The sequence below is a fragment of the Telluria sp. ZT3P26 genome (assembly GCF_059686035.1).
Map to the genome: position 1 here is coordinate 1,603,789 of NZ_JCASII010000001.1, position 26,048 is coordinate 1,629,836.

23 protein-coding genes and 1 pseudogene are annotated in these 26,048 nt (G+C 66.6%); 10 read left to right on the forward strand and 14 right to left on the reverse strand.

The features are described 5' to 3' along the window. Nucleotides 1–47 precede the first annotated feature (47 nt). Nucleotides 48–230: pseudogene (locus AC56LN_RS07080) on the forward strand (acyltransferase); the annotation flags it as partial. Between the two features lie 94 nt (nucleotides 231–324). Here AC56LN_RS07080 and AC56LN_RS07085 read toward each other — a convergent pair. Then, entirely contained in the window at nucleotides 325–3,525 is a 3,201-nt protein-coding gene (locus AC56LN_RS07085) for a hybrid sensor histidine kinase/response regulator (RefSeq protein WP_499570632.1), read from the reverse strand. 99 nt (nucleotides 3,526–3,624) lie between these two features. On the opposite strand from AC56LN_RS07085, the gene AC56LN_RS07090 reads away from it, so the two are divergent. Beyond that, on the forward strand, nucleotides 3,625–4,326 hold the full coding sequence (locus tag AC56LN_RS07090; RefSeq protein ID WP_499570633.1) for an SOS response-associated peptidase family protein: 702 nt from the start codon (nucleotides 3,625–3,627) through the stop codon (nucleotides 4,324–4,326). On the opposite strand, the gene gudD is transcribed toward AC56LN_RS07090, so the two are convergent. The 6 genes from gudD to AC56LN_RS07120 all read right to left on the reverse strand — a co-directional run bounded on the left by gudD (nucleotide 4,327) and on the right by AC56LN_RS07120 (nucleotide 11,325). Next, nucleotides 4,327–5,667: a glucarate dehydratase gene (gene gudD / locus AC56LN_RS07095; protein WP_499570634.1), complete on the reverse strand. Its 1,341-nt coding sequence runs from the start codon at nucleotides 5,665–5,667 to the stop codon at nucleotides 4,327–4,329. It lies immediately after the preceding gene. Nucleotides 5,668–5,705: 38 nt separating this feature from the next. Then, entirely contained in the window at nucleotides 5,706–6,674 is a 969-nt protein-coding gene (locus tag AC56LN_RS07100) for a Bug family tripartite tricarboxylate transporter substrate binding protein (RefSeq protein WP_499570635.1), read from the reverse strand. Between the two features lie 30 nt (nucleotides 6,675–6,704). Then, nucleotides 6,705–7,778 (reverse strand): porin, encoded by a 1,074-nt coding sequence (locus AC56LN_RS07105; protein WP_499570636.1) that lies wholly within the window; start codon nucleotides 7,776–7,778, stop codon nucleotides 6,705–6,707. A gap of 156 nt (nucleotides 7,779–7,934) precedes the next feature. Then, nucleotides 7,935–8,819: a LysR substrate-binding domain-containing protein gene (locus tag AC56LN_RS07110; RefSeq protein WP_499570637.1), complete on the reverse strand. Its 885-nt coding sequence runs from the start codon at nucleotides 8,817–8,819 to the stop codon at nucleotides 7,935–7,937. Nucleotides 8,820–8,925: 106 nt separating this feature from the next. Continuing rightward, nucleotides 8,926–10,029, reverse strand: coding sequence for an alanine racemase (gene alr / locus AC56LN_RS07115; protein ID WP_499570638.1), 1,104 nt, complete (start codon nucleotides 10,027–10,029; stop codon nucleotides 8,926–8,928). Nucleotides 10,030–10,032: 3 nt separating this feature from the next. Then, the gene (locus tag AC56LN_RS07120; RefSeq protein ID WP_499570639.1) at nucleotides 10,033–11,325 is read right to left on the reverse strand and encodes a D-amino acid dehydrogenase; all 1,293 of its coding nucleotides are present in this window, start codon (nucleotides 11,323–11,325) and stop codon (nucleotides 10,033–10,035) included. Nucleotides 11,326–11,437: 112 nt separating this feature from the next. On the opposite strand from AC56LN_RS07120, the gene AC56LN_RS07125 reads away from it, so the two are divergent. From AC56LN_RS07125 to AC56LN_RS07135, 3 genes are read left to right on the forward strand one after another with little or no spacing between them, the layout of a single operon-like run. Further along, a complete protein-coding gene (locus AC56LN_RS07125; RefSeq protein ID WP_183553235.1) occupies nucleotides 11,438–11,923 on the forward strand; it encodes an Lrp/AsnC ligand binding domain-containing protein in 486 nt (161 codons plus the stop codon). 60 nt (nucleotides 11,924–11,983) lie between these two features. Next, a complete protein-coding gene (locus tag AC56LN_RS07130; protein WP_499570640.1) occupies nucleotides 11,984–13,045 on the forward strand; it encodes an NAD(P)H-dependent flavin oxidoreductase in 1,062 nt (353 codons plus the stop codon). Between the two features lies 1 nt (nucleotide 13,046). After that, the gene (locus AC56LN_RS07135) at nucleotides 13,047–13,589 is read left to right on the forward strand and encodes a flavin reductase family protein (protein WP_499570641.1); all 543 of its coding nucleotides are present in this window, start codon (nucleotides 13,047–13,049) and stop codon (nucleotides 13,587–13,589) included. Here the strand turns inward: AC56LN_RS07135 and AC56LN_RS07140 are convergent. From AC56LN_RS07140 to AC56LN_RS07155, 4 genes are all read right to left on the reverse strand, one after another. After that, nucleotides 13,568–14,029, reverse strand: a complete 462-nt coding sequence (locus AC56LN_RS07140) for a hemerythrin domain-containing protein (RefSeq protein ID WP_499570642.1) — start codon at nucleotides 14,027–14,029, stop codon at nucleotides 13,568–13,570. The genes AC56LN_RS07135 and AC56LN_RS07140 overlap by 22 nt on opposite strands. 7 nt (nucleotides 14,030–14,036) lie before the next feature. Further along, nucleotides 14,037–14,870 (reverse strand): universal stress protein, encoded by an 834-nt coding sequence (locus AC56LN_RS07145; protein WP_499570643.1) that lies wholly within the window; start codon nucleotides 14,868–14,870, stop codon nucleotides 14,037–14,039. A 93-nt stretch (nucleotides 14,871–14,963) separates the two neighbouring features. Further along, nucleotides 14,964–15,359, reverse strand: a complete 396-nt coding sequence (locus tag AC56LN_RS07150) for an MAPEG family protein (protein ID WP_499570644.1) — start codon at nucleotides 15,357–15,359, stop codon at nucleotides 14,964–14,966. Between the two features lie 85 nt (nucleotides 15,360–15,444). Then, nucleotides 15,445–16,674: a metal-dependent hydrolase gene (locus AC56LN_RS07155; protein WP_499570645.1), complete on the reverse strand. Its 1,230-nt coding sequence runs from the start codon at nucleotides 16,672–16,674 to the stop codon at nucleotides 15,445–15,447. Nucleotides 16,675–16,835: 161 nt separating this feature from the next. On the opposite strand from AC56LN_RS07155, the gene AC56LN_RS07160 reads away from it, so the two are divergent. Together AC56LN_RS07160 and hemN are read left to right on the forward strand one after the other, a co-directional pair. Further along, the gene (locus AC56LN_RS07160; RefSeq protein ID WP_499570646.1) at nucleotides 16,836–18,470 is read left to right on the forward strand and encodes a methyl-accepting chemotaxis protein; all 1,635 of its coding nucleotides are present in this window, start codon (nucleotides 16,836–16,838) and stop codon (nucleotides 18,468–18,470) included. A gap of 79 nt (nucleotides 18,471–18,549) precedes the next feature. After that, nucleotides 18,550–19,983: an oxygen-independent coproporphyrinogen III oxidase gene (hemN, locus tag AC56LN_RS07165; RefSeq protein ID WP_499570647.1), complete on the forward strand. Its 1,434-nt coding sequence runs from the start codon at nucleotides 18,550–18,552 to the stop codon at nucleotides 19,981–19,983. Nucleotides 19,984–19,991: 8 nt separating this feature from the next. On the opposite strand, the gene AC56LN_RS07170 is transcribed toward hemN, so the two are convergent. Together AC56LN_RS07170 and AC56LN_RS07175 are read right to left on the reverse strand one after the other, a co-directional pair. After that, entirely contained in the window at nucleotides 19,992–20,474 is a 483-nt protein-coding gene (locus AC56LN_RS07170) for a hypothetical protein (protein WP_499570648.1), read from the reverse strand. Between the two features lie 115 nt (nucleotides 20,475–20,589). Beyond that, complete coding sequence (locus AC56LN_RS07175; protein WP_499570649.1) at nucleotides 20,590–21,555, reverse strand: arsenic resistance protein; 966 nt, start codon at nucleotides 21,553–21,555, stop codon at nucleotides 20,590–20,592. A gap of 89 nt (nucleotides 21,556–21,644) precedes the next feature. Between AC56LN_RS07175 and AC56LN_RS07180 the strand changes: the two genes are divergently transcribed. Together AC56LN_RS07180 and AC56LN_RS07185 are read left to right on the forward strand one after the other, a co-directional pair. Further along, entirely contained in the window at nucleotides 21,645–21,992 is a 348-nt protein-coding gene (locus AC56LN_RS07180; protein WP_499570650.1) for a hypothetical protein, read from the forward strand. Between the two features lie 139 nt (nucleotides 21,993–22,131). Beyond that, a complete protein-coding gene (locus AC56LN_RS07185) occupies nucleotides 22,132–23,964 on the forward strand; it encodes a DUF885 domain-containing protein (protein WP_499570651.1) in 1,833 nt (610 codons plus the stop codon). 238 nt (nucleotides 23,965–24,202) lie between these two features. Here AC56LN_RS07185 and AC56LN_RS07190 read toward each other — a convergent pair whose 3' ends face one another. Then, nucleotides 24,203–24,580: a cupin domain-containing protein gene (locus tag AC56LN_RS07190; protein ID WP_499570652.1), complete on the reverse strand. Its 378-nt coding sequence runs from the start codon at nucleotides 24,578–24,580 to the stop codon at nucleotides 24,203–24,205. Between the two features lie 140 nt (nucleotides 24,581–24,720). On the opposite strand from AC56LN_RS07190, the gene AC56LN_RS07195 reads away from it, so the two are divergent. Further along, a complete protein-coding gene (locus AC56LN_RS07195; RefSeq protein WP_499570653.1) occupies nucleotides 24,721–25,638 on the forward strand; it encodes a LysR family transcriptional regulator in 918 nt (305 codons plus the stop codon). The last annotated feature ends 410 nt before the right edge of the window (nucleotides 25,639–26,048 follow it).

The following is a 26,048-nucleotide window of genomic DNA, read 5'->3' on the forward strand; positions in this document are numbered from 1 at the left end:
CGCGCATGGGCGCCAATACACATTGCGCGGGCATCATGTTCGACCCCATGTTCGTGACGATCGGGGCCAATAGCCTGCTGGGAGAGGCCACACTGCTGATACCGCATGTGATCGAAGGGACGACGCTGGCGCACTATCCGATTGCAATCGGAAACGATGTCACGATCGGCGCACGCGCGCTGCTGCTGGCCGGCGTCACAGTCGGCGATGGCGCGATCATCGCGGCCAATGCGGTCGTCCTGAAGGGGGCGCGGATTGGCGCCGGTGAGGTATGGGGCGGCATTCCGGCGCGGTTGCTGGGCCGGGTGCGTAACAGCGGCACCGCTACGCCAGCCGCGCCAGCAACGCCTCGAGCTGCTGCGCATCATACGGCTTGGCCAGAATCGCATCGGCGACGCTGGACGCGTGACTGGCCCCGCTGGCAAACGCGATACGTGTCTGCGGCAAGCGCGCCCGGATCGACTGCGCCAGTTCATCCCCCTGCATGTTCGGCAGGTGCAGGTCGGTCAGCACGATGTCGGGCGCCTGGTCCAGCAAGTCCAGCGCGGCTTCGGCGTCGGCCGCTTCCAGTACTTCGTACCCGAGAAAACGCATCAGTTCGGCGGTGTTCTCGCGGATGGCGTCGTCGTCTTCCACCAGCAGCACGCGCGCTTTCACCGTCGCCGTAGCCGGCACTGCCGCCGGCAGACTGGCCGCCAGCAGCGCATTCTTCTGCTGCTGGTTCGACAGCACATGGCGCACCTTGCGCGCCAGGTTGTCGCGCGTGTACGGCTTGCCGAGCAGTTCGACGCCGGCGTCGAGCCGGCCGCCGTGCACGATCGCGTTCTCGGTATAGCCCGACGTGAACAGCACCGCCACGTTCGGCAAGCGCTCGCGCGTCTTCCTGGCCAGCTCGGGGCTGCGCAGTGGCCCGGGCATCACGACGTCGGTAAACAGCAGGTCGATGTGGATGCCGCTGTCGACCACCGTCAGTGCGGCGCTGGCGTCGTTGGCGCGCAGCACGCGGTAACCGAGATCGGTCAGCATGTCCACGACCGTCAGGCGCACCTGCTCGTCGTCCTCGACCACCAGCACGGTCTCGTGCCCGCCGGTGACCGGTTGCAGCAGCGGTTCGCCCGCATGGTCTTCCATCTGCAGGGAGCGGGGCAGGTAGATCTTGATCGTGGTGCCTTCATCGACCTCGCTGTAGATCTTGACGTGGCCGCCCGACTGCTTGACCAGGCCATACACCATCGACAGGCCCAGGCCCGTGCCTTTGCCTTCGGGTTTGGTCGAGAAGAATGGCTCGAAGGCCTGGTCGATCACGTCCTGCGGCATGCCGCTGCCGGTGTCGCTCACGGCCAGCATCACATAGCGGCCGGGCGTCACCTCCGGGTGCGCCTGGCAATAGGTGGCGTCCAGCGCGGCGTTGGCCACTTCGAGCGTCAGGCGCCCGGCGCCTTCCATCGCATCGCGCGCATTGATCGCCAGGTTCAGGATCGCGTTCTCGAGTTGCGCCGGGTCGACCTCGGTGGTCCAGAGGCCACCCGAAATCACCATCTCGATGTCGATCTCTTCCCCCAGCGCGCGCCGCATCATGTCTTCCATATTGGTCAGCAGACGACCGATCTTGACCGCCTTCGGTTCCAGCGGCTGGCGCCGCGCGAACGAGAGCAGCGAGCTGGCCAGCTTGGCACCCCGTTCGACGCCGCTCATCGCGTTCTGGACGCGCTTCTGGATCTCGGGCAGGCCGTCGGCACGGCGCGCGATGAGCTGCAGGTTGCCGCCGATGACCTGCAGCAGGTTGTTGAAGTCGTGCGCCACGCCGCCGGTGAGCTTGCCGATTGTCTCCATCTTTTGCGACTGCTGCAGCGCCGCCTCGGTGCGGCGCATGACTTCCATCTGCGCCAGGTCGGCGCTGATGTCGCGGCCCACGGCGTGCACGTACTGCAGGTCGGGTGAGGCGGTCCACGACAGGTTGCACCACGAGCCGTTCTTGCGCTGCCAGCGGTTCTCGAAGCGGTACATTTGGCCGCCCGCGCGCAGCGCCTCCATCTGCTGCGCCGTCACGGCGCGGTCGTCGGGATGCACGAGCGCCAGCATCGGCGTGCCCAGCACCTCGGCCTCGGTCCAGCCGAGGATGGCCGTGAAGGCCGGATTGACGGCGAACAGCGTGGCGTGCAGGTCGGCCACCAGCATGATGTCCTTCGACAGGCGCCACATGCGGTCGCGTTCGGCGGTGCGGCGTTCGACCCGTTCTTCCAGGCTCGCATTCGACAAGGCCAGTGCATCGGCCGCGCGCTTCTGGTCTTCGATGTCGATGCTGCTGCCGATCCAGAGCGACGCTTCGCCCGCCTCGCCCGGGGAACGGTGGGCGCGCACCAGATGCCAGCGGTACTGGCCGTCGTGGCGGCGCAGGCGGATTTCGGCGTCGATCGGTGCGCCGGTTGCCACGCTGGATTCCCACACGGCGCGGTAGCCATCCATGTCGTCGGGGTGAACGATGGCTTTCCAGCCCAGGCCCAGCGCCGCGTCGGGCGACGTGCTGCAGCCCGCGTAGTCGCGCACGCGGTCGTTGATCCACTCGACGCTGCCATCGTCATGCGCCGCCCACACATGGTTCGGCATCGCCTGGGCGAACGTGCGAAAGCGCGTTTCGCTTGCGCGCAGCGCGCGCTCGGCGTGCACACGCTCGGTGACGTCGTTGCCGAGCACGAAGGTGGCGAATACGGCGCCATCGGCATCGCGCAGCGGTTGCAGCACGACGTCGATGAAGGTGCGGGTCGGCCCGTCCTGGCCGGGATTGTTCAGTACCAGCTCGACCCCTTCGGCACGAAACGCCGTGCCGTCGGCATAACTGCGATCGAGTTGTTCGACGAGGCCGTGCGCGGCCAGTTCGGGCAAGGCCTGTGCGACCGGCATGCCGAGCAGGGGGCGCCTGCCCGTCAGCGTGCGGTAGGCGTCGTTGGCCAGCGCATAGCGGTGCTCGGGGCCATCGAGCAGACAGATGAAGCCCGGCGCCTGCTCGAACATCGTGTGCAGGCGCGCGCGCTCGGCCTGGATATGGCGTTCGGCCTTGACCTTGCTCGAGGTCTCGACCACGACCGCCATGACGCCGGCGATCACGCCATCCTGGTCGCGGATCGGCGAATAGTCGAGGTTCATCCAGACCTGCTCGGGCGCGCCGCTGCGGTGCAGCGTGAGTTCCTGGTCCTGGTAGCTGAGTGTGCCGCCCGCCAGCCCGACCCGCATGACGTTGTCGTTGAACGCGGCCACCTCGGGCCAGCCTTCGCGCACCTTCGAGCCCAGTAGCGTCGGATGGCGCCCGCCCGCGAATACGCGGTAGGCGTCGTTGTAGATCATGTAGCCGTCCGGGCCCCACAGCGTGACGATCGGCGTCGGCGTGGCCATGATCAGGGCGACCGTGGTCTTGAGGACGGTCGGCCAGGCGTCGATCGGGCCGAGATCGGTGCTTTGCCAGGGGTAGGCCAGGACCAGGCGCGAGGTTTCGTCGATTTCGGGCAGGAAGGGCAGGCTGGCGGGCATCGTGGGTAAAATGCTAAAAAATGGACGCTGGTATTTTACACTTGGACCGCTGAGCAGTGACGCATCATTACCGATAAGAAATATTTTTGGAGTACAGCCATGTGCGTGAATTACCGCCCCCCGACGCCGGAGATGTTCAACGGCCGCATTGGTGCGTTCAGCCAGTTGCCGCGCGACTGGCAGTGGCCGGAAGAAACGTGGAAGGATTACGATGCCCCGATCCTGTGCGCCGCGCCCGGCCTGGCGCCGCAGGCGCGCGTGGCAAGTTATGGCATGGTCCCGCGCCGCCATATCCCGCCCGACGTGAAACCGTTCGACACGATGAATGCGCGCGCCGAATCGCTCGTTGCGCGCCGTTCATTCGCGTCGGCCTGGCGCCGCCTGCAACTGTGCGCGGTGCCGATGCTGTGGTTTTATGAGCCGTGCTACGAGAGCGGTCGCGCCGAACGCACCGCGATCGGCATGCGCGACAAATCGCTGTTCTGGGTGGCAGGGCTGTGGCGCGAATGGCAGGAAGCCGACGGCAGCATGACCAGCGCGTTCACGCAGATCACGATCAACGCCGACACGCATCCCCTGATGCGCCGCATGCACCGGCCGGGCGACGAAAAGCGCTCGCTCGTGCTGCTGGGCGACGATGAGGTGCGCGACTGGCTGGGCAGCCGCGACCTCGATGTGGCGCACAGCTTCCTGCGCCATTTTCCTGCCGAGGCGATGACGGCGTGGCCGGCGCCGCTGGTGCCCAGGCGGGCAGCCTCGCCGACCGCGGCGCCGCTGCCGGTCAACGGTGAGCTGTTCTGATCAGCGCAGCAGGCACGGGCGCTTGTTGTCGAACTCCCAGTCTCGGATCAGATACTGCATCGCCACTGCATCGTCGCGTGCGCCCAGGCCCAGGTTCCTGTAGGCCTGGTGCGCTGCTTCGAGCTTGTCGAGATCGAGTTCGATGCCCAGGCCCGGACGAGCCGGCACCTGCACCATGCCACCTTCGATGCGCAGCGGCTCCTTGGTCAGGTGCTGGCCATCCTGCCAGATCCAGTGGGTGTCGATGGCCGTGACGCGCCCCGGCGCGGCGGCGCCCACGTGCGTGAACATCGCCAGCGAAATGTCGAAGTGGTTGTTCGAGTGCGAACCCCAGGTCAGGCCGAACATCTCGCACAACTGGGCCACCCGCACCGAACCCTGCATGGTCCAGAAGTGCGGGTCGGCCAGCGGGATGTCGACCGACTGCAGCTGGATCGCGTGGGCCATCTGGCGCCAGTCGGTCGCGATCATGTTGGTGGCCGTACGCAGCCCCGTGGCGCGGCGGAATTCGGCCATCACTTCGCGGCCCGAGTACCCGTTCTCGGCGCCGCACGGGTCTTCGGCATAGGCCAGGATGTCGTGCTTGTCGCGGCAGACGCGGATGGCGTCGGCCAGCAGCCAGCCGCCATTCGGGTCGAGCGTCACGCGCGCCTGCGGGAAGCGCTCGTGCAGGGCGACGATGGCTTCCATCTCTTCATCGGCGCCCAGCACGCCGCCCTTGAGCTTGAAGTCATTGAAACCGTAGCGTTCACGCGCCGCTTCGGCCAGGCGCACGATGGCCTCCGGCGTGAGGGCCTGTTCGTTGCGCAGGCGCAGCCAGGGGTCAAGCGCATCGGTCTCGCTGCGGTAGCCCAGCGGCGTCTTGCCGCTGTCGCCCACGTAGAACAGGTAGCCCAGCATTTCGACCGCCGTGCGCTGCTGGCCTTCGCCCAGCAGCGCCGCCACCGGCACGCCCATGAACTGACCGAGCAGGTCGAGCATCGCTGATTCGACGGCCGTGACGGCGTGAATGGTCGTGCGCAGATCGAACGTCTGCAGGCCGCGGCCACCAGCATCGCGGTCGGCAAACGCGCTGCGCATCGCGTTCAGCACCTTGTTGTAATCGCCCAGCGTGGCGCCGATGACGAACGGGCCGGCATCCTCGATGGTCTGGCGGATCTTTTCGCCGCCGGGCACTTCGCCCAGGCCGGTATTGCCGGCGCTGTCGGTCAGGATCACGATATTGCGGGTGAACCAGGGGCCGTGCGCGCCGCTCAGGTTCAGGAGCATGCTGTCCTGGCCCGCGACGGGGACGACGCGCAGGCTGGTGATGACAGGGGCAGAGGACGAAGTAGGGGACATGATGGGCTGCTTGAAAAAAGAGTTGAACGAATCTGGCGTCAGTCCAGCGTGATCTTGCCGTTGATGATCACCTCGCGCCAGCGCACCAGCTCCTGCGCCTGGAACTTGGCGAATTGCTCGGGCGTCGAGGCCACGACCTCGAAACCCTGTTCGGTCAGTTTGGCGGCAATCTGCGGATCGTGCAGCGCGCCCGTGATCGTCGCGTGCAGCGTGGCCTTGACGTCCTTCGGCAAGCCTTTCGGCGCCGCGATGCCCTGCCACGAATAGACGTCGACTTCCTTGACGCCTGCTTCGCCCAGCGTCGGCACGTTCGGCAGCACTGCCGAGCGCTTGCTGCCCGTGACGGCCAGCGCCTTGAGTTTACCGGCCTTGATGTGGCTGAGCACGACGTTGATGTTCTGGAAGGATGCATTGGCATGGCCGCCCAGCAGGTCGGTGATCGCCGGTGCGCCGCCCTTGTACGGCACGTGCAGGCCCGAGGTGCCGGTCTTTTGCCAGAACAGCGCGGTCGTCAGGTGATCCGAGCTGCCGGCGCCGGACGTGGCGAACGTGATCTTGTCGGGATTTTTCTTCAGGTAGGCGACGAAGTCCGCGACCGTGGTAGCCGGCACGGTCGCATTCGTCACCAGCACGTTCGGGGCCTGAACGGCCACGGTCAGCAGGTCGAAGTCCTTCGATGGATCGTAGGGCAGCGTCTTTTGCAGCAGCGGGTTGACCGAATACACGCCAATGGAGGCGACCATCAGCGTGTAGCCATCGGGCGCCGCGCGCTTGACGTAGCCGCCGCCCAGCGCGCCCGTGGCGCCGGGACGGTTATCGACCACCCAAGGCTGGCCCAGTTTGGCGCTGACCTTTGGACCGATCGCGCGGGCGATGGCATCGGTGGAGCCGCCCGCCGGGAACGGCACGACGACATTGATCGCCTTGTCCGGAAAACCTGCTGCCTGCGCGCTGCCAGCGATTGCCAGTCCGATGAGCAGGGATGAAACTTTGGTACGGATCGTCATTGTGTCTCCTCGTTGTTATGGTGTCAGAACTCAGAAGCTGTGGCGCAGGCCCAGGTTGTACGCAGTGTCGCCGCTGCCCGATTCGGTATTGTTCGCCACCGTGTAGCCGGCGCCGTTGCGGTTGTCGACGTGGCCGTAAGCGGCGTACAGGCCGGTGCGCTTGGACAGCGCATACAGGTAGCCGATGCCCCAGGCGTTGGCATCCTGGTTGAAACGGGTGCGGTCGTCCTTGTGCAGGACCGACGCCAGCAGCGTGCCACCCATGACCGGCGCCGAGATGCCGAGCAGGTAGCTGCGTCCGTCCGTCGATGGTGTCGGCCGCGTTCCACCGTACGGGTTGTTGGGGTTGATCAGCGGCGCGGCGTTGTCGCCCTTGTCGCTGCTGATGCCCGAGTGCAGCTTGATCCAGCCGGCGTTGTACGAGGCCGCGAGCAGGATGTTGCGGCCGATCGACCGGTCAACAGCGGGCGTCGCGCCACTGGCGGCGACATCGGTGTTCTTGTTGTTGTAGACGAGGCGCACGGCCAGCGGGCCGGCCGCGTAGCCAATCGCGCCGCCGAACTGGCGGCCGGCAGCCGAGCGGCTTTGCTCGCCCACGCTGTAGGCCAGTTCGCCGTCGAAGCCGTTCTTCTTTGGCGTGGCGTAGGTAATCGTATTGCTGGTGCGGATATTGGTGCCGTTGTGGGGAAACAGGCTCTTGGCGCTGCCCGCATAGCCGGTGTTGAACGGGTCGACGATCGAGACCATCGCCGTGTGATACGGCGTGTACTGGCGTCCGAGCGCTACCGAGCCGAACTTGGTGCGCAAGCCGACGAACGCCTGGCGGTTGAAGATCGTGCCGGCGGCATCGATTTCGCCGGTGTCGATCTTGGTGCCGCCTTCGAGCGTGAAGTAGGCGGCCATGCCGTCGCCCAGTTCTTCCACGCCGCGCAGGCCGAAGCGCGATGCGGCGGCGGCGCCGCTGGTGACCTTGGTGACGCGACCGGCGGTGCCGCCATCCTCGACGACGATGGCGGCGTCCACCAGGCCGTAGAACGCGACGGACGTTTGGGCATGGGCCGTGCCGGCGCCCAGTAACAGGACGAGCGCTGCTGCTTTTTTCAAGACTGTCTCCTTTGTTATGTGGTCGGACCTTATGTGGTCCGTACGCAGCCTTCAGCAGTCGCACGCTTTGGGCTGGGTCCATCATAGAGCGGAGATCAATGCCGAATCAATCCAAAGGGTGTCGCCGGCAATACAGGAATTGAATCAATGCCGCCATCACGCGGGGTGGAACGGTGCGAGGACCTTTTGCCGGAGCAGCGCCAGCACGGGATTGTCATTGTCGCGCCGGTAGGTGGCCACCAGGTGCACCGGGTCAGTGGCGACCTTGCGCAGGACGATGCCTTCGAACTTCAGCCGCGCGGCGCCTTCCGCGATCAGGGCCGCGCCCATGCCGGCGCCAACGAGCGCCAGCATCGTGTGCACCTGGCCGATGTGCTCGACGATGTCGGGCACCACGCCAGCCTTTGCGAACCGTTCGCTCAGCATCTGGTAGAACGGCCGTGCCTCGTACGGCGAGTACATGACGAACGGCTTGCCGTGAAAGCAGGCCAGCGTCGGGGCCTCGGGCCAGAGATGGGCGTCGCTTTCCTGGATCGCCAGCATCAGCGATTCGGTCACCATCAGGATGCTTTCCAGTTCGGTGTTGATGGTGTGCGGGCGCATCAGGCCAAGGTCGATTTCGCCGGCGTTCAGCGCTTCGACCTGCGCCGTGCTGACCAGTTCCTTGAGATTGAGGGCGACCTCGGGGCAGGCCTGGCGGATGCCGCGCACGACGGCCGGCAGCAGGCTGTAACCCGATGCGGCGCTGAAGCCGATCGTCAGCGAACCCTGTTCGCCGCTGGCGGTGCGGCGCGCCTTGACCGCCGCTTCCTGCGCCAGGCGCAGGATGCGCGTCGCTTCGGGCAGGAAGGCCGCGCCGGCCGCGGTCAGCGTGACCGAGCGGCTGGTGCGCTCGAGCAGGGCCACGCCCACGCTGTGTTCGAGCAGGCGGATCTGGCGGCTCAGGGGCGGCTGCGTCATGTTCAGGCGCTCGGCGGCGCGGCTGAAGTGCAGCTCTTCGGCGACCGCGACGAAGCAGCGCAGCTGGCTGATTTCAAACAAGGGTTGCCTCTTCACCAGGATACGGCGGGTCGCCGGGCAAATAGTGTAACCCGTGAAGGATGGCGCAAGCCCCGCGGGTTACAAGCCGCGGGTTACAAGCCGCGGGTTACAAGCCGATGTACTCCCGGTGGAAACGGCTGCCCAGGCGCGTGAGCACTTCGTAGCCGATCGTGCCGGCCTGCGTCGCCACGTCGTCCACGGTCTGCTGCGCACACAGCAGGCCGACGCTCTGGCCCGGCGCAATGCGCTCGTCCGGCACGCCGGTCACGTCGAGCGTGATGCTGTCCATCGACACGGTGCCGACAAACGGCACGGCCACGCCGTCGATGTACGCGTACGAGCGGCCGCTCAGCGCGCGCAGCCAGCCATCGGCGTAACCGATGGCGATCGTGGCGATGCGCCGCGGGCCGGGCGCCACGTAGCGCGCGCCGTAGCCGACGATGTCGCCCGCATCGATGCTGCGCAGCTGCACTACACGCGCAGCGAGCGACACTGCCTGCGCCAGCGGATTGACGCCGCCGGGCTGCGGGTGGATGCCGTACAGTGCCGCGCCCGGGCGCAGCAGGTCGTGATGAAAGGCCGGGCCGAGGAACACGCCCGACGAATTGGCCAGGCTGCCCGGCACGCCGGGAAGCAGCGCGCGCACGGCATCGAAACGCTGGCGCTGGTGCGCATTGAGCGGATGCTGCGCTTCGTCGGCGCAGGCCAGGTGACTCATGACCAGTTGCGGGCGCAGGCCATCCAGCCAGGCCGGGTCCTGGCGCAGGCGCTCGACATCCGCGCCCGCCAGGCCCATGCGCGCCATGCCCGTGTCGAACTGCAGCGCGGCCGGCAGCTCGCGGCCGGTTTCCCGGGCCAGCGCGCGCCACTCTGCGAGTTGGCCCGGATCGTTCAGCACCGGCACCAGGTCGTGCGCCAGGCAGTCGCGCGCGGCGCGCGGCATCGCGCCGTGCATCACATAGATGGTGGTCCCGGCCGGCAGCAGCGTGCGCAGGCGGATGCCTTCGTCCAGGTGCGCCGTGAAGAACGTGCGGCAGCCTTCGGCCACCAGTGCGGCGGCCACCGGCGCCATGCCCAGGCCATACGCATCGGCTTTGAGCACGGCGCCGCATTCGACCCCGCCGCCGAGAGCGCGCAGATGGCGATAGTTGGCCCGCACCGCGTGCAGGTCGACGGTCAGGTACGCGCCGGCGCGCGCTGCGGACGTCATCGGTTACGCCCGCGCCAGTTCGGCATCAGGAGAGACGTCGCGCGCACCGGCATAGCGGAACACGGCCAGGTCGTCGGCGCGGATCGCCGGCGTCTTGCCGCCCACCAGGTCGGCGATGACCATCGCAGAACCGGCCGCCATCGTCCAGCCCAGCGTGCCGTGGCCCGTGTTGAGGAACAGGTTGCGCAGCGGCGTGGCGCCGACGATCGGCGTGCTGTCCGGCGTCATCGGGCGCAGGCCCGTCCAGAAGCTGGCCTGGGCCGTGTCGCCGGCACCGGGGAACAGGTCGTTGACCACCAGTTCGAGCGTTTCGCGGCGGCGCGGATTGAGCTCAAGGTTGAAGCCCGACAGCTCGGCCATGCCGCCCACGCGGATGCGGTCGTCGAAGCGCGTCACGGCGATCTTGTAGGTTTCATCGAGGATGGTCGAGACGGGCGCACGCGCCGCGTCGACGATCGGCACCGTCAGCGAGTACCCCTTCATCGGGTACACCGGCACCGGGAACCAGCGCTGGAGCAGGGCGCGCGTGTGGCTGCCCGTGGCCAGCACGTACTGCTCGGCGGTAAACACGCCCTTGTCGGTGACGATGCCGGCGATCTCGCCGCCGGCCTGCTCCAGGCGACGCACGGTGGTGTCGAACTCGAAGCGCACGCCCAGGTCGCGCGCCATGGCGGTCAGGCGGGTGGTAAACAGCTGGCAGTCGCCCGTTTCATCGTTTGGCAGGCGCAAGCCGCCTACCAGCTTGTGCGAGACATTGGCCAGCGCCGGTTCAGCTGCGGCCAGTTGCGCACCTTGCAGCACTTCGTAGGCCACGCCGGCCTCGCGCAGCACCTCGATGTCCTTGGCGGCGCTGTCGAACTGCTGCTGCGTGCGAAACAGCTGCACGGTGCCTTGCTGGCGGCCTTCGTAGGCGATGCCGGTGTCGCGCCGCAGCTGGCGCATGCAGTCGCGGCTGTATTCGGCCAGGCGCACCATGCGCTCCTTGTTGACGGCGTAGCGCGCCGGGTCGCAGTTGCGGTACATCTCCCACATCCACTGCAGCTGGAACAGCGAGCCATCGGGCTTGATCGACAGCGGCGCGTGGCGCTGGAACAGCCACTTGGCGGCTTTCAGCGGAATCCCGGGCGCGGCCCACGGCGAGGCGTAGCCGGGCGAAATCTGGCCGGCATTGGCGAAACTGGTTTCGAGGGCGGGACCGGGCTGGCGGTCGATCACGGTGACTTCATGGCCGGCCAGGGCCAGGTAATACGCGGTGGTGACGCCGACCACGCCGCTGCCCAATACGATGACACGCATAATTTCCTCGAAAAGAATCAGGATTTGGTAAAGCTTGCCATCGTACTGCCAGAAGCCCGATAATTGTTTCTGTTAATACGGCAGTTTTCAGCAAAAATTACGGAGTTTGCCCATGCGCGTACAAAAGGCCTCGAACCGCATCCTCGACCGCATCGACCTGCACATCCTGTCCGTACTGCAGCAGGATGCGCGGATCGTCATGAAAGACCTGGCCGAGCAGGTCGGCCTGTCGCTCACGCCCTGCATCGAACGCGTCAAGCGCATGGAGCGCGATGGCGTGATCATGGGCTACTACGCGCGCGTCAATCCGCAGGCGCTGGGCATGCAGATTCTCGTGTTTGTCGAGATCAACCTGCACCAGAAATCGGACAAGGCCTTCGAGCGCTTCCGGCGCGCGATGCTGGCCATTCCCGAGGTGCTCGAATGCCACCTGGTGTCGGGCGACTTCGATTACCTGATCAAGGCGCGCATTCCCGAGATGTCCGAGTACCGGCGCCTGCTGGGCGAGATCTTGCACGTGGCCGATGCGGGCCAGTCCAAGAGCTATGTGGTCATGGAAGAACTGAAGGAGACGCTGGCGCTGTCGATTCCGCGTTAGGGCAGCGCGCCGGGCGACGCTCTATACTGGTGGGCCAATCCCATCACCCATGGAGTGCCCGTGAACACCCTGACTTCGCTGCTCGGCATCCGCCATCCGATCATCCAGGCGCCGATGGCCGTCTTCGGCACGCCGCAACTTGCGGCGGCCGTGACCGACGCCGGCGGCCTCGGGTCGCTCGCGCTCGGTCACGTCACGCCAGCGCAGGCGGAAAGCGCGATCACGGCGCTGCAGGGGTTGACCGGCGGTCCGTTCAACGTCAACTTCTTCACCCACGCGCCGGCGCAGCCCGATGCGGCGCGCGAGGCGCGCTGGCTCGATCACCTGGCGCCGCACTTCGCGCGCACGGGCCAGGCGCCGCCGACGGCGCTGCGCGAAATCTACCGCAGCTTCCTGGACGACCCCGACATGCTCGAGGTGCTGGTGCGCACGCGCCCGGCCGTGGTCAGCTTTCATTTCGGCGTGCCAACCGCACAGCAGATCGACACGCTGCACGGCGCCGGCTGCCTGCTGATGGCCACCGCCACCAATCCGGCCGAAGCGCGCGCCATCGAGGCAGCCGGCATCGACATCATCGTCGCACAAGGCTACGAGGCAGGCGGGCATCGGGGCATCTTCGATCCGTCGGTGCCCGACCCGGCGCTCGGCTCGTTCGCGCTGGTGCGCCTGCTGGCAAAGGCGGTGCGGATCCCGGTGCTCGCGGCCGGCGGCATCATGGACGGGGAGGGCATTGCTGCCAGCCTGCGCCTGGGCGCGAGTGGCGCGCAGATGGGGACGGCCTTCCTGGCCTGCCCGGAAGCCCAGACGTCACAGCACTATCGCGCGCTGTTGGCGCAACCGGATCTTGGCACGGCGGTCACTGCAACGATTTCCGGGCGGCCGGCGCGCGGCATCATCAACCACTTTGTGAAAGAAATCGACACGCCGGAGCATCCGGCGGTCCCCGATTACCCGATCGCCTACGACGCCGCCAAGGCGCTGCATGCCGCCGCCAGCAGTCAGGGCATCGACGACTATTCCGTCAACTGGGCCGGGCAGGCGTATGCGCTGGCGCGCCCGATGCCGGCGGCGCAGCTGGTGGCGCTGCTGGCCGAAGAAATGCGCACGGCACACGGGGCATAAGATGGCGCGCAAGCCCGACCTGCCGCTGCACGAGGTGCGCCGCTTCCTCGAGCCAGGACCGGTGGTGCTGGTCACGTCCGCCCATGCGGGCGAGCGCGACGTGATGGTGATGGGCTGGCACACGGTGATGGAATTTTCGCCGTCACTGATCGGCTGCGTGATCTCGTCGGCGAACCACAGCCATGGCCTGATCCGCGCCAGCGGCGAATGCGTGATCAACCTGCCGACCAGCAGCCAGCTCGAGGCGGTGCTGGGCGTGGGCTCGACATCGGGTGTCGACACCGACAAGTTTGCCGCGTTCGGCCTGACGCCGGAGGCCAGCGAACTGGTAACAGCGCCGTCCATTCGCGAATGTCACGCGCAGTTCGAGTGCCGGCTGCACGACGACAGCTTGGTGGAACGCTATGATTTTTTCATCTGGGAAGTGGTGGCGGCGCGCGCGGCGGCGCGGCCGCGGCATCCGGAAACGCTGCATTACAAGGGCGATGGCACGTTCATGGTGGCGGGCAAGGTCATCCGGCGTCAGCGTGACGGCTTGAAGTAGTCGCGCCGTTTCAAGGCGCCTGCAAGATGGCTGCCCTGGCGGCCCGCGGGCAGGCCGGGCATCGTCACGAGCGCGAGGTCGGTGCAGAGGCGATGCAGCGACAGCAGATCGAGCAGCACCGCGACGAGCCGCCGGCCGAGCGCGATATCGCCTTCTTCAACCAGCGGCAAGGCACGGTGCAGCGCCGCCAGGACGATGGCGTTGTCGGCCAGGTGATCGTGCCGGCGCTCGTAGCCGAGCAATTCCATCACCGTTTCTTCGTGCCGGAATCCCGCTTCGACGAGCGCGATCAGCGCGGGAAATTCGCGCACGAAGCTGGCGTCCGGCGTGCTGACCGGATCGAGCGCACATGTCAGGCGCATGCACAGGCGGCGCCGCGCGTGGCGCATGGCGGCGCCGACGGCGCCCGCCCCAGCGCCAGGATGATGGCGAAAACCCATGGTGCGATCAGTGCGCCATCAGGAGCGGCACGGGCGCGCTGCCGAGCAAATCGCGCGTGACTCCGCCCAGGAACCATTCGCGGTAGCGGCTGTGGCCGAAGGCGCCAATGACCATCAGGTCTGCATGACGGTGGCGTGCCAACGCCATCAGTGCATCGCTCTCCCGTGCACGGGTATGCTCGACGACGACATTGACCTTCACGTCGTGCCGCGCCAGGTACAGCGCCATATCCGCGCCCGGTTCTTCGCCGTGCAGCTCGGCCTGGCGCTCAGGGTTGATCAGCGCGAGCGTGACGCTGCGGGCCTGCACGAGCAGGGGCAGGGCGGCGCTGATGGCGCGCTGGGCCGGCATCGAGCCATCCCAGCCAACCAGCACGTTGCCGGCGATTGGCGCGCCGTCGTAGGCGGGGGGCACCACCAGCACGGGACGTGTACCGCCCAGCGCCAGCGTCTGCGGCAAGCCGTGTTCTGCACCGAAACGATCGTGCGGGTCTGGCTGGCTGACGACGATCAGGTCGGCATAGCGCGACTGCAGCAGCAGGCCGTCGTGCGTGCTGCCTTCGAACAGGCGCACTTCGGCGCCGGCGATGCCAATGCGCTGCGCCTGCTCGATGAACGCGCTGAGACGGGTGCGCACGTCCTCGCGCAGTGCCTCGAACGCTTGGTCGGACAATGGCACGGCCATGCCGCCGTTGAGCACTGCATAGTTGGCCAGCGAGATGCCGGTGGCGCCGGCACCGACAAGGTGGGCGCCGTGCATCTCGGCCAGCACGGCCGCCGCGCGCAAGCGGCTGGCCTGGCCCGCACCGCCGTCGACCTGCACCAGGATAGTCTTGAACATGGTTGACTCCGTTCGTATGGGGCGTGCAACGCTGCACGACGAGAAAAGCATACGCCCGGCGCGCGCCCATGTCAGGCGCGCGTTTGATGCAGGTCAAGCAGTCAGCACAGCCGCCAGCACCATGACCAGGCCGGCCAGTGACACGAGCCAGACCAGCGAGCGCACGTACGGAATGCCGGCGGCATACAGCGGGATGTAGACGATGCGCGCGATCAGATACATCCAGCAACCCCACAGCGTCAGGTCGCCTTCGCTGCCCGACACGTGCGCGATCAGGACCGCGCCGATGAACAGCGGCAGCGTCTCGAACAGGTTGGCCTGTGCGCGTTGCAGGCGCGCAGTCACCGGCCGCGGCGGCGGCGCCTCGCCGTCGCGGGCGCTGGCGTTGTACTGGATACCGGTCTCGGCGGTGCGCAGGTTGGCCACCAGCATGATCTGGACCAGCGCCAGCACGAGGGTCCAGGCCAGCAGGGTCAGTTCGGTCGTCATCGTGGTTTCCTTGTTGTGTGAGCGGACGGGAGTAGTGTCGCGCCTTTCCCGTGTTCAGGCGCGCACTGCTGACCGGCCCGGTTGGTTACGGGCTGACCTCGCGCTCGCCGAGCAGATCGCCCCGCGGCCGTCCCCACTGGGGCACGGGCGCCGGACACGGCTGGCTGGCCATTGCCCCGTACGGCAGCGTCGAGAAATTGTCCTCGCCGGGTGCCGAGAAGCGGATGTCGGTGGCCTTGCCATCGATCAGCGACGGAACGCGCGCGAAGCGCAGCCAGGCGTCGAATTGGCAATTGTCGCGCTGCAGGCCGCGCAAGCCGGCCAGGCTGCCGCCTTCGCGATACTTCCAGGCGAAGTCGGCAGGCGTGCTGCCTGGCATGCCGCCAAAGCGGGCGGGGCAGGCTTCCACCCCGGTCACGCCCGGCGCCAGGCTCAGCACGCCAAGGCGGATTGCATAACTACCGGCGCCGCCATTGTCGGTCACGGTCGCGAATGACCAGCACAGCGGGTTGGACGGGAATGCCGACAACGGCATGTCGAGCACGCGGCTGCCCGGTTCCACCTGGGCCAATGCGCTACGGATCTGTTCGCGCGCCAGGTGCCCGGCCACACCCTGGATGGCAATGAACCCGAGGCAGGCGACGACGGCAGTGACCAGGCCGGTGATGCCGGGCCGGCGCGAGGCCAGTGCGACCACGCCGGCCAGCAGCAGCAGTCCAAGGAGCGACGCCCACTGCAGAAACCCCAGCGTGAAAAACAGTACCGGCGCGGCCAGCATCAGCCCGGTGAACAGCCAGCGCAGCACGCGCCCCGGCACCCGCAGCGCCAGCGCCACGCCCAGGGCGGTCCAGAACACGGGTTCGACGATGAACACGATGTCGCCATACAGCCAGCGCGAATCGAGCGGATAGAACGGGTGCACGCCGTACACGTTCAGGAAGTCGAACGACAGGTGCAGCACCATGCCAAGGGCGGCCGTGGCAAGGATCGCGTTGCGCGCTGTCCGGTCGCCCTGCATGAGCCGCCGCGCACCCGGCCACAGCAGCCACATCAGGCCCAGCAACAGCGCGATCTGCGGCAGCGCGAACAGCAGCGTGTGCGTGTGGCCCCGGTGGTGCAGCAGATAGCCCAGCGGCGGGGCCAGCAACGGCGTGAGCACCAGGTCGAGGTCAGGGAAGTTGCTGGCCAGCGCGCCGGTGGCCAGCAGGACGCGGCGACGGGTACGCCCGCGTTGCGGGTCGAGGTGGGCCGGCAGGGCGCGGTCGACAAGTTCGCCGAGGGCCAGGCCGATCAGGGAGTGGGTCAGGTTATCCATGTGCCAAGTTTATCCTGAAAAGCAACAAGTTGACCCTGGCCAAGGATCTCGCACGCACTACAGCGGAGTGACCTGGCCATATTTGATCCACATCAAATTTTTTTACGAAAGCTGTCCGTACAATTTAAAAATTGCATCAAGGAAACCTCAAGGAGAACGCAGTGCGTCACAACCAGCCCGTCACCACGACCGAATACCGGTTGCAACCGGGGCAGTCGATTGTCTCGAAAACCGATACCAAGGGCCGCATCACGTATGTGAACCCGAGCTTCGTGGAGGCCAGCGGTTTTTCCGAAGCCGAGCTCCTGGGCAAGGCCCACAATCTGGTGCGCCATCCGGCCATGCCGCCCGAGGCGTTCGCCGACATGTGGCGCACGCTGCAGGGCGGTGAACCCTGGACCGGCCTGGTCAAGAACCGGCGGAAGAACGGCGACTTTTACTGGGTGGTGGCCAATGTGGCGCCAATCCGCGAGCACGGCCAGGTGACAGGCTATATGTCGGTGCGCACCGCGCCCACGCGCGAACAGGTCGAGACAGCAGACGCGCTGTATCGCAAGTTCACGGACCACGAAGCACGCGGCCTGGCCATCGTGCGCGGGCGCGTCGTGCGCAGCAGCCTGGGTCTGGATCGCGGGCTGCGCCTGCTGCGCGATGCGCCGCTCGGCCAGCGGCTCGGCTGGCTGATGGGCGGCCAGGCGTTGTTGCTGGCAGCGCTGGGCCTGGCGGGCGGAGATGGCGTCTGGCGTGCGGCTGCCGGTGCCGGCGCGCTGGCCACACTGGCGGCCTGGTACGGACTGCAGCGCAGCGTCGTGCAGCCACTGCACGACGCGATTGCGACCGTCCACGCGCTGGCCGGCGGCGACCTGGCGCACCCGGCGCCGACGTCGGCAGCTGGCAGCGGCGAGATGGGCCGCCTGCAACTGGCGCTGCGCCAGCTGACCGTGAATCTGACGGCGGTCATCGGCGACGTACGCGACAACGTGAGTTCGATCGAACACGCCACCCGGGCGATCGCCGTCGGCAATGCCGACCTGGCCAGCCGCACCGAAGCGCAGGCCGCGAGCCTGGAGCAAACCGCGGGCAGCCTGGGCACGATCGCCGAGGCGGCGAGCCGCAACACGGACAGCGCCGTGCGCGCCGATGGCATGGTGCTGGCCGCGGCCACCGTCGCCGGGTACGGTGGCCAGGCGGTAGAACGGGTGGGGGCGACGATGCAGGAAATCAGCGCCTCGTCGAGCCGGATCGGCGACATCATCGGCCTCATCGATGGCATCGCGTTCCAGACCAATCTGCTGGCGCTCAATGCCGCCGTCGAAGCGGCCCGCGCCGGCGAGCAGGGACGCGGCTTCGCGGTCGTGGCCGGTGAAGTACGCAGCCTGGCCCAGCGCACGGCCGGCGCCGCCCGCGAAATCACGGGCCTGATCGAGGCGTCCCGCGCCCACGTCGGCCAGGGCGGCCAACTGGTGGGCGCTGCCGGCCAGACGATGCGCGACGTGGTCGGCAAGGTGGCCGATGCGACCGCGATCATGAGTGCGATCACGGCGGCCAGCCGCGAGCAGGCGCGGGAAATCGACGGCGTGAATGCCGCCATGGTGGAACTCGATGCGATCACGCGGCGCAATGCGGCCCAGGTCGAGGAATCGGCGGCGGCCTCGGGCAATGTGGCCGATGAGGCGGCGCGCCTGTCGCTGGCGCTGTCGGTCTTCAAATTTGGCACGACAACCCGGCCGGCGCCAGCGGGTTTGGCCGCGTTTGATGCACCGCATGGAATCATCCGGTACGGATCAATAAGCTGATCGCTGTTGGCGCTGCGTTGCTTCCTGCAACGCGGTCATTGCCACAGCTTATTGCTATTCTTTGCTGGAGTTCTTCATCATGCCGGGTCACGCCGAATTTTCTTCCTCTGCACGTTCCGCCATTGTCTTTCCCGCTGCCCAGTTCGATGGTGCGTTACTGGCCCGGCTGGGCAAGTCCGGGCCGCGCTATACCTCGTATCCCACCGCCGACCGTTTTGATGCGGGGTTCGGCGCCGATGACTATCTGGCCGCCGTGGCAGCCCGGCGCCAGCGCGGCGGGCGCCCGCTGTCGCTGTACGTGCACATTCCGTTCTGCGACACCGTCTGCTACTACTGCGCCTGCAACAAGATCGTCACGCGCAAGCGCGAGCGGGCGGACACTTATCTCGATTACCTCAAGCGCGAGATCACGATGCAGAGCCGGCTCTTTGCCGGCATGAACGATGTGGAGCAACTGCATTTTGGCGGCGGTACGCCGACCTATCTGCTTGATGCGCAGATGGACGACCTGATGGCGCATCTGCAGGCCAGCTTCCGGTTTGCGCCGGATGCGATCGGTGAGTACGGGATTGAAGTGGACCCGCGCACCGTGTCGCCCGAGCGGGTGCACAGCCTGCGCCAGCAGGGTTTCAACCGCATCAGCCTGGGGGTGCAGGATTTTGATCCGGATGTGCAGCGCGCCGTCAACCGCGTCCAGCCCGAGGCCGAGACGGTGGCGATCATCGATGCGGCGCGCGCCGCGGGCTTTCGCTCGGTGAGCATCGACCTGATCTACGGCTTGCCGAAGCAGACGCTGGCCAGCATGGCGCAGACGCTGCAAAAAGTCATCCAGGCGAGTCCGGACCGCATCTCGGTGTATCACTACGCCCACATGCCGCACCTGTTCAAGCCGCAGCGGCGCATCCTCGAGGCCGACATGCCGGGCGCCGACACCAAGCTCGGCATGCTCCAGCTGTGCATCGAGCGCCTGGGCGCGGCCGGCTATGTGTATATCGGCATGGACCACTTCGCCAAGCCGGGTGACGACCTTGCCGTGGCCCAGCGCCAGGGCCGGCTGCACCGCAACTTCCAGGGCTACTCCACGCATGCCGATGCCGACCTGGTCGCGTGCGGCGTGTCGAGCATCGGCGCCGTGGGCGCGACCTACAGCCAGAATGCCAAGACGCTCGACGACTACTACGCGCTGATCGACGAGGGGACGCTGCCGCTGCAGCGCGGCATCCGGCTCGGGATGGACGACCTGCTGCGCCGCGCGATCATCCAGAAGCTGATGTGCCAGTTCGAATTGTCGGTCGCCGCGATCGAGCAGGCGTTTCCCATCGTGTTCGGCGACTACTTTGCGGCCGAACTGGTGGCCCTGCGTGCGTTGCAGGCCGACGGCCTGGTGCTGGTGGAGGACGCGTGGATCAGCGTCACGCCAAAGGGCCGCCTGTTGATCCGCAACCTGTGCATGGTGTTCGATCGCTACCTCGGGCAGCACGCCGAGGCGTCACGTTTTTCGCGCACGATCTAGGACGCAGATCAGGTCCGCACGACCCGCACCACGACCGCCACCGCCACGACCAGCACGGCCAGCACGGCCAGCGCCGCCAGGATGACGCGGCGCCAGGGGCGGCGCCGGTAGGCTCCGCCCGTGATCACCGCGATATAGCGCTCCTGCGCGCGCCCGCCCCAGGCATGCCAGCCGGCCAGGATGCCGATCGTTGCCGACACCGGGGGCGCCAGGTTGCGCCCGACGATGTCGCTGACGCCGAGCAGGACGCCGAACGTGACGAAGTAACCGAGCATCATGCAGCACCAGGCCCGCGCTTCGAGCGATTGGTCGTCCTCGCCCAGCGTATCCCAGTTGCACATGTGGATGTACGCGCTGAAGGCGGGCGACAGCAGCAGGCCCAGGTATGTTGCCGCGCGCGGATTCCACAGCGGCAGGCTCGCATCGAGCGCGCAGGCCTTGCTGGGGATTGTTGACGGCGCGTCGGGCGCGGCATCGAGGAGGGTTTCCACGGCAGTCTCCATTGGTTTCCAAGTGGAAACATCATGACCGTGCGCCGTGCGAGCATCCTTGATGCGGGGCAGGTTGTGCCACGACGCCACACCGGCGTCTGCGCTGCGGCAAGCGTCAGTCGGTGTCGCGGGCGCCCAGGCGCGCGATCGCGCGCACGTAGACCAGCTCGGCGACCAGTTCGACCAGCGTCTGCGTGACGATGATCGCCGGCAGCAGCGGCACCGCGCCCGGCACGGCCAGCGCCAGTGGCAGGACCACGAGCGAATTGCGGGTGGCGCCGCTGAAGGCGACCGCGCGCCCGGCCGGCGCCGCCAGCCGGCACAGCCGCGCCACGAACCAGCCGGCCAGCGGCGCCAGCACGGCAAAGGCGAGGTACACCGGGATGACGGCCAGCGCCGCAGCGCGCGCCTGGCCCAGCTGCGGCAGCACGGACGCCACCACGACGAACAGCACGAGCGCCGTGGCCGGCACCGGCAATACGCCAAGCACCGTGGCGGCTTGCGCGCCGGTGCGCGTGCGCGCCGCCCACCACTGCACCGCGCCTGCCAGCACGAGCGGCGCCGCGATCAGCCAGACGAAGGCATCGATGAATGGCGCCGGCTGGATCAGGGCGGCCGCTTCCTCGCCCAGCAGGACGCGCAGGTAGACCGGCAGCAGCACCATCTGCGCCACCAGCAGCACGGGCGTCGCGGCCAGCAGGGCGCGCGCATCGGCGCGGCCCAGGTGCGAGAACGTCACCACGTAATCGATGCAGGGCGCAAGCAGCACCAGCAGGACGCCGAGCCGGATCAACGGGTCGGCCGGCACCAGCGGCAGCAGGCACGCCACCAGCAGGGGAATGACAAGAAAGTTGGTGACCAGCAGCGCGGCCAGAAAGCGCAGGTGCGTAAAAGCCCGGCCCAGTTCTGCCAGCGGCACCTGCAGGAAGGTCACGAACAGCATGAAGGCCAGGGCCGGATTGACGACAGTGGCCAGCCCCGTCGTTGCCGGCGTCAAGCCTGCCACGATGAGTGCCAGCGCGACGGCGCCGAAGTAGATGGCGATCTGCCGCTGTTCCAGCTTGTCGCGCAGTGCCTGCATGGGAGGGTCGCCTGGTCGGATGAATGGTGCCCGTATTGTAAGATGCCGCTATCGATCGATCAGGAGAGCATGTGCAGTACCGGAACCTCATGTTGTACTGGCTGGCCCTCGGCCTTGGCGGGCTGCTGGCGTTTCGCGTGCCCGGCGTCGGCTTCGCGCTGGGCATCGGTGCGCTGCTGTACTTCGTCTACGCGATTGCCTACTGGCTGATGTTCGTCGTGTTCCTGCACACGCGGCCGCGCAGCCGCTTCGTGTTCGGCATGACCCGGCGCACGTTCGCGATCCGGCTGGCCATCGGCGCGGCGGTCGTGTGCATCGGCAGCCTGCTGCTGGGCTGGAAGGTGCTGGCCTGCTGCGCGGCCGCGCTGCTTTGTTACTGTGGTGAGAGCGTCTTCAAGGACCGGATGATCACGGCGGCGCGCGGTTATACGGACTGACAGGGCGTCGTTTTCGGCAGCGCAGTACTTACGCCGCCCCGCAACACCCATGTTGTCGATCTGTTTACTTCCATGTTAGATTCTTCACGGCAAAAAGCAGCCACCGCCGACGACAGACAATCACAAGGAAGCCCACGACATGCCATTGACCCGCCAGCGCAGTACGCGCGCCCTCATCGCCGCCCTGTTTGTTCCCGCCATGCTTGCCGGGGTGGCCTTGCCGGCAGCCGCCGCGCCCGCGCCGGTCGCACAGGCCAGCGCGAGTAAACCGGACGCTGCGTTCAACGTCTGGGCCGACCGCTTCGCCGAAGACTGGGTCCGCCTGTCGCCACAGTCGGCCACCTCGACCCAGTACTTCAGCGGCGCCGAGCAGGCGCGCCTGGATCGCGAACTGACGCCGCTGACCGCCGCGCATCGCCAGAAGGCCGTGGCGCTGGCCCGCGAAGGCCTCAAGCGTCTCGACGGCTTCAAGAATGCCCCGCTGGATGCGACCCAGAAGATTTCGGCATCGGTGATGCGCTGGTCGCTGGACAACGTGATCGCGAACGAGCCATTCGAGGACTACAACTTCGTGTTCTCGCAGTTCAGCGGCGTGCAGAATGGCCTGGTCAACTTCATGACCAATACGCACCCGATGCGCAACAAGCAGGACGTCGACAGCTATCTGGCGCGCCTGGACCAGGTAGGCATGCGCATGGACGAGGCCCTGGTGCGCGCCCGCGCCGCTGCCGCCAAAAAGCTGATCCCGCCACGCTTCATCCTCGAGCGCGCCCAGTTCCAGGTCGACCACTTCCTCAAGCCTTCGGCTGCCGGGAACGTGTTCGTGACCTCGCTGACCGAGCGCAGCGCCGAGCTGAAAGATTTGACGCCGGAAGCGCGTAGCTCCGCCATCGCCCGCGCCACCAGCATCGTCGAAACGAAGGTGCGCCCGGCGTATGCGCGCGTGCAGGCTTTCATGGCCGAGATCCATCCGGCGACGACTGACGTGGCAGGCATCTCGCGCCTGCCGAACGGCGCTGCCGCGTACGCACGCGCACTGGAAAACTTCACCAGCACCAAGCTCACCGCCGACCAGATCCACACGATCGGCTTGCGCGAAGTGGCGCGCATCGAAGCGGAGATGGACAAGCACTTGACGTCGCTGGGCCTGAGCGAAGGCGGCATCGAAGCGCGCATGAAGCAGCTCGACGCGCGCTTCCAGCCGAAAGGCGAGGGCGATCCGCGCCCGGGCATCATCGCCAGCTACAACGAGATGGTGCGCGACGCCGAACGCCGCAGCGCGCCGCTGTTCAACCTCAAGCCGCGCGCGCCGGTGGACGTGCGCCGCGTGCCGCCGATGACGGAGCCGTCGGCCGCCGCCCACTACAGCATGCCTGCGCCGGATGGCACGCGCCCGGGCATCTTCTGGGTGCCGCTGGTCGGCCCGACGTTCCCGATGATCCGCATGCGCAGCCTGTCGTATCACGAAGCGGTGCCGGGTCACCACTTCCAGCTCGCGATCCAGCAGGAGATGAAGGATCTGCCGAAGTTCCGCAGCCAGCGCATCTTCAGCGGCGGCAGCGCCCACTCGGAAGGCTGGGCGCTGTATACCGAGCGCCTGGCGGTCGAGCAGGGCTGGTATGAAGGTGACGTGCCGGGGCTGCTTGGCGCGCTGGGGTCGGAACTGTTCCGCGCCCGCCGCCTGGTGGCCGACACCGGCCTGCACACCAAGAACTGGACGCGCCAGCAGGCGATCGATTACGGCATGGGCGTGCAGGAAACCGAGCGCTACATCGTCTGGCCCGGCCAGGCCAATGCCTACATGATCGGCATGCTGCGCATCCTGGAACTGCGCCAGAAGGCGCAGACCGAACTGGGCGACAAGTTCTCTCTGCCGGCGTTCCATGACCTGGTGCTTGGCGCCGGATCAGTGCCGCTGGATGTGCTGGGCAATCTGGTGGATAACTGGATTGCGGGGCAGAAGAAGGCGTGATGTCGGGCGCGGTGCGTTAGCGGGTTTTTTTCGAGCCGATGTGACGACGACATCCCCATGCAGGCCTGTCCCTGCGTGGGGATGTTTTTCATAAAGCGCGCATGTCCGCTGGCATGTGGTCCGGCTTGCAATGCTGGACCGGGACATGGTGCGCATCCACTGGGCCGAACCAGTCGTACGCACTTGCAAAATCTTCAGTGCCAGGGATCCGCGCTTTGCCTGTTCTGGTGTTCAGGCGTCAAGACCTCCAGGGAAGTTCAATTGCAGTACCGTCTGGTAGGCAAGCAAGCACGGGGGACATCGAAAATACGGCAACGAACTGCAGGTGATCGCGCCCGATATTGATGATCTGGTGTTCGACATTGGCAGGAATGACGACGGTCATGTCGCGCGCAAACCGTTCGACTTTTTCGCCCAGACGCAACTCCCCGGTACCGCTGCTGCAGATCACCACTTCCTCGCAATCATGCCGATGTGGCGGCGTGGCGCCACCAGGCGCGACCGATTGCTGCCAGACCGACAGCTTGCTCAGCCCTTCCTCATGGCCAGCAAGGGTGACATGGGCAATGCCCGGAAGGGCGCTGGGCAAAGGCTGTTGGTTGGAAATCACATGCATGGCTGTTCTCCTCTCATGGATGCCGTCGGGTGATGGCGTCAATACAGTATCGGCGGCGACGGATGGTTTTAAAAGACACGCCACTTGACTAATATTGGAGAAAATCCTTCTTCAATCTTTCTGGTCAGAGTGAGGGCATCATGAGCGGTTTTGGTCGTTTCATTGCTTTCTCGTGCGCCGCCCGCCATGGCAGCTTTGCCCAGGCGGGCAGGGAACTGGCGCTGACACCGTCCACTGTCGCCAAACGCATCAGCAATCTGGAGAGCGAGCTCGGCGTCAAGCTGTTTCACCGTACCACGCGCCAGGTCCAGCTCACCGCCGACGGCGAGGTCTTGCATGCCCGCTGCGAGAAGATACTGGCCGACATCGGCGAACTCGAACATCTGGCGGCCAGTACAAACACTGCACCGCGCGGCGAGTTGAGAATCAGCCTTCCCATCACCTATGGCAAGCAGATGGTCATGCCGGTCCTGGCACGCATGCTGCGCGACCATCCTGAACTGCGTGCTGACGTACGCCTGTCAGACCAGCAGTGCGACCTGATCCGGGAAGGCCTTGATGCGGCAGTGCGGATCATGCCGCTCGACGATTCACGGCTCGCGTTTCGACAAGTGGATGAACAGCACCTGACGCTGTGTGCCAGCGCTGCCTATCTGGCGCGTCGGGGCTTGCCGGCGCATCCCGACCAGTTGCCGGAACATGATTTTGTCGTCTTCCGCAACCCGACGTCGGGACGGCAGAGGCCGGTGCAACTCCAGCTTGATGGATCGATGATCAACCTGTATCCGCCATACCGCGTCATCCTCGACGACGGCGAAGCCCTGGTGCAGGCAGCGCGCCTCGGTGCGGGACTGACCCAGGTGCCCGATTACATGGCGGCGGACGAATTGATACGCGGTGATCTGGTCGAGGTGCTGCCAGACTTCAGGCCGTACCCGATGCCGGTCAGTGTCGTCTGGCCTGGCAACAGGCTCATGCCATCACGACTCCGGGTGTTCATCGATGCGCTGGTCGCACATTGCCGACAACACCGCCTCAAACGCCAGACTCCGGAATAGAGCAAAACTGAACTGCAGGGGGCCTGGAAAACACGTCCATTCTGGTGTCAGGTCTGACATTCGGGCACAGGCACAACGCTATGCGTGTTCCAGTCGGACGGACACCGGTTTCTCACTGCAGAGCCTGTGTCTGAATGTCAGACCTGACCCCGATCCTGTGCCGAGATCCGACAAATATGCATGCCACATATCCAGGCTGCATCGTGCAATTCTTCATCGGCATAAAAGTTGACCTGTCGCAACCGCCCCCATAGAATGGCGCCTGCAATTGCTTGCCACTTCGAAAAGCGTGCTTGTTCAGCGCGTCCGATCGGGCGGGAAGGACCCTGGGAGCATGTTCTCGCAGCGTCAGGATCCCGGGACTTCCCCACGTAGTCCGGGTTCGGTTGCCCCTGTCGCCTGCTGAGGAT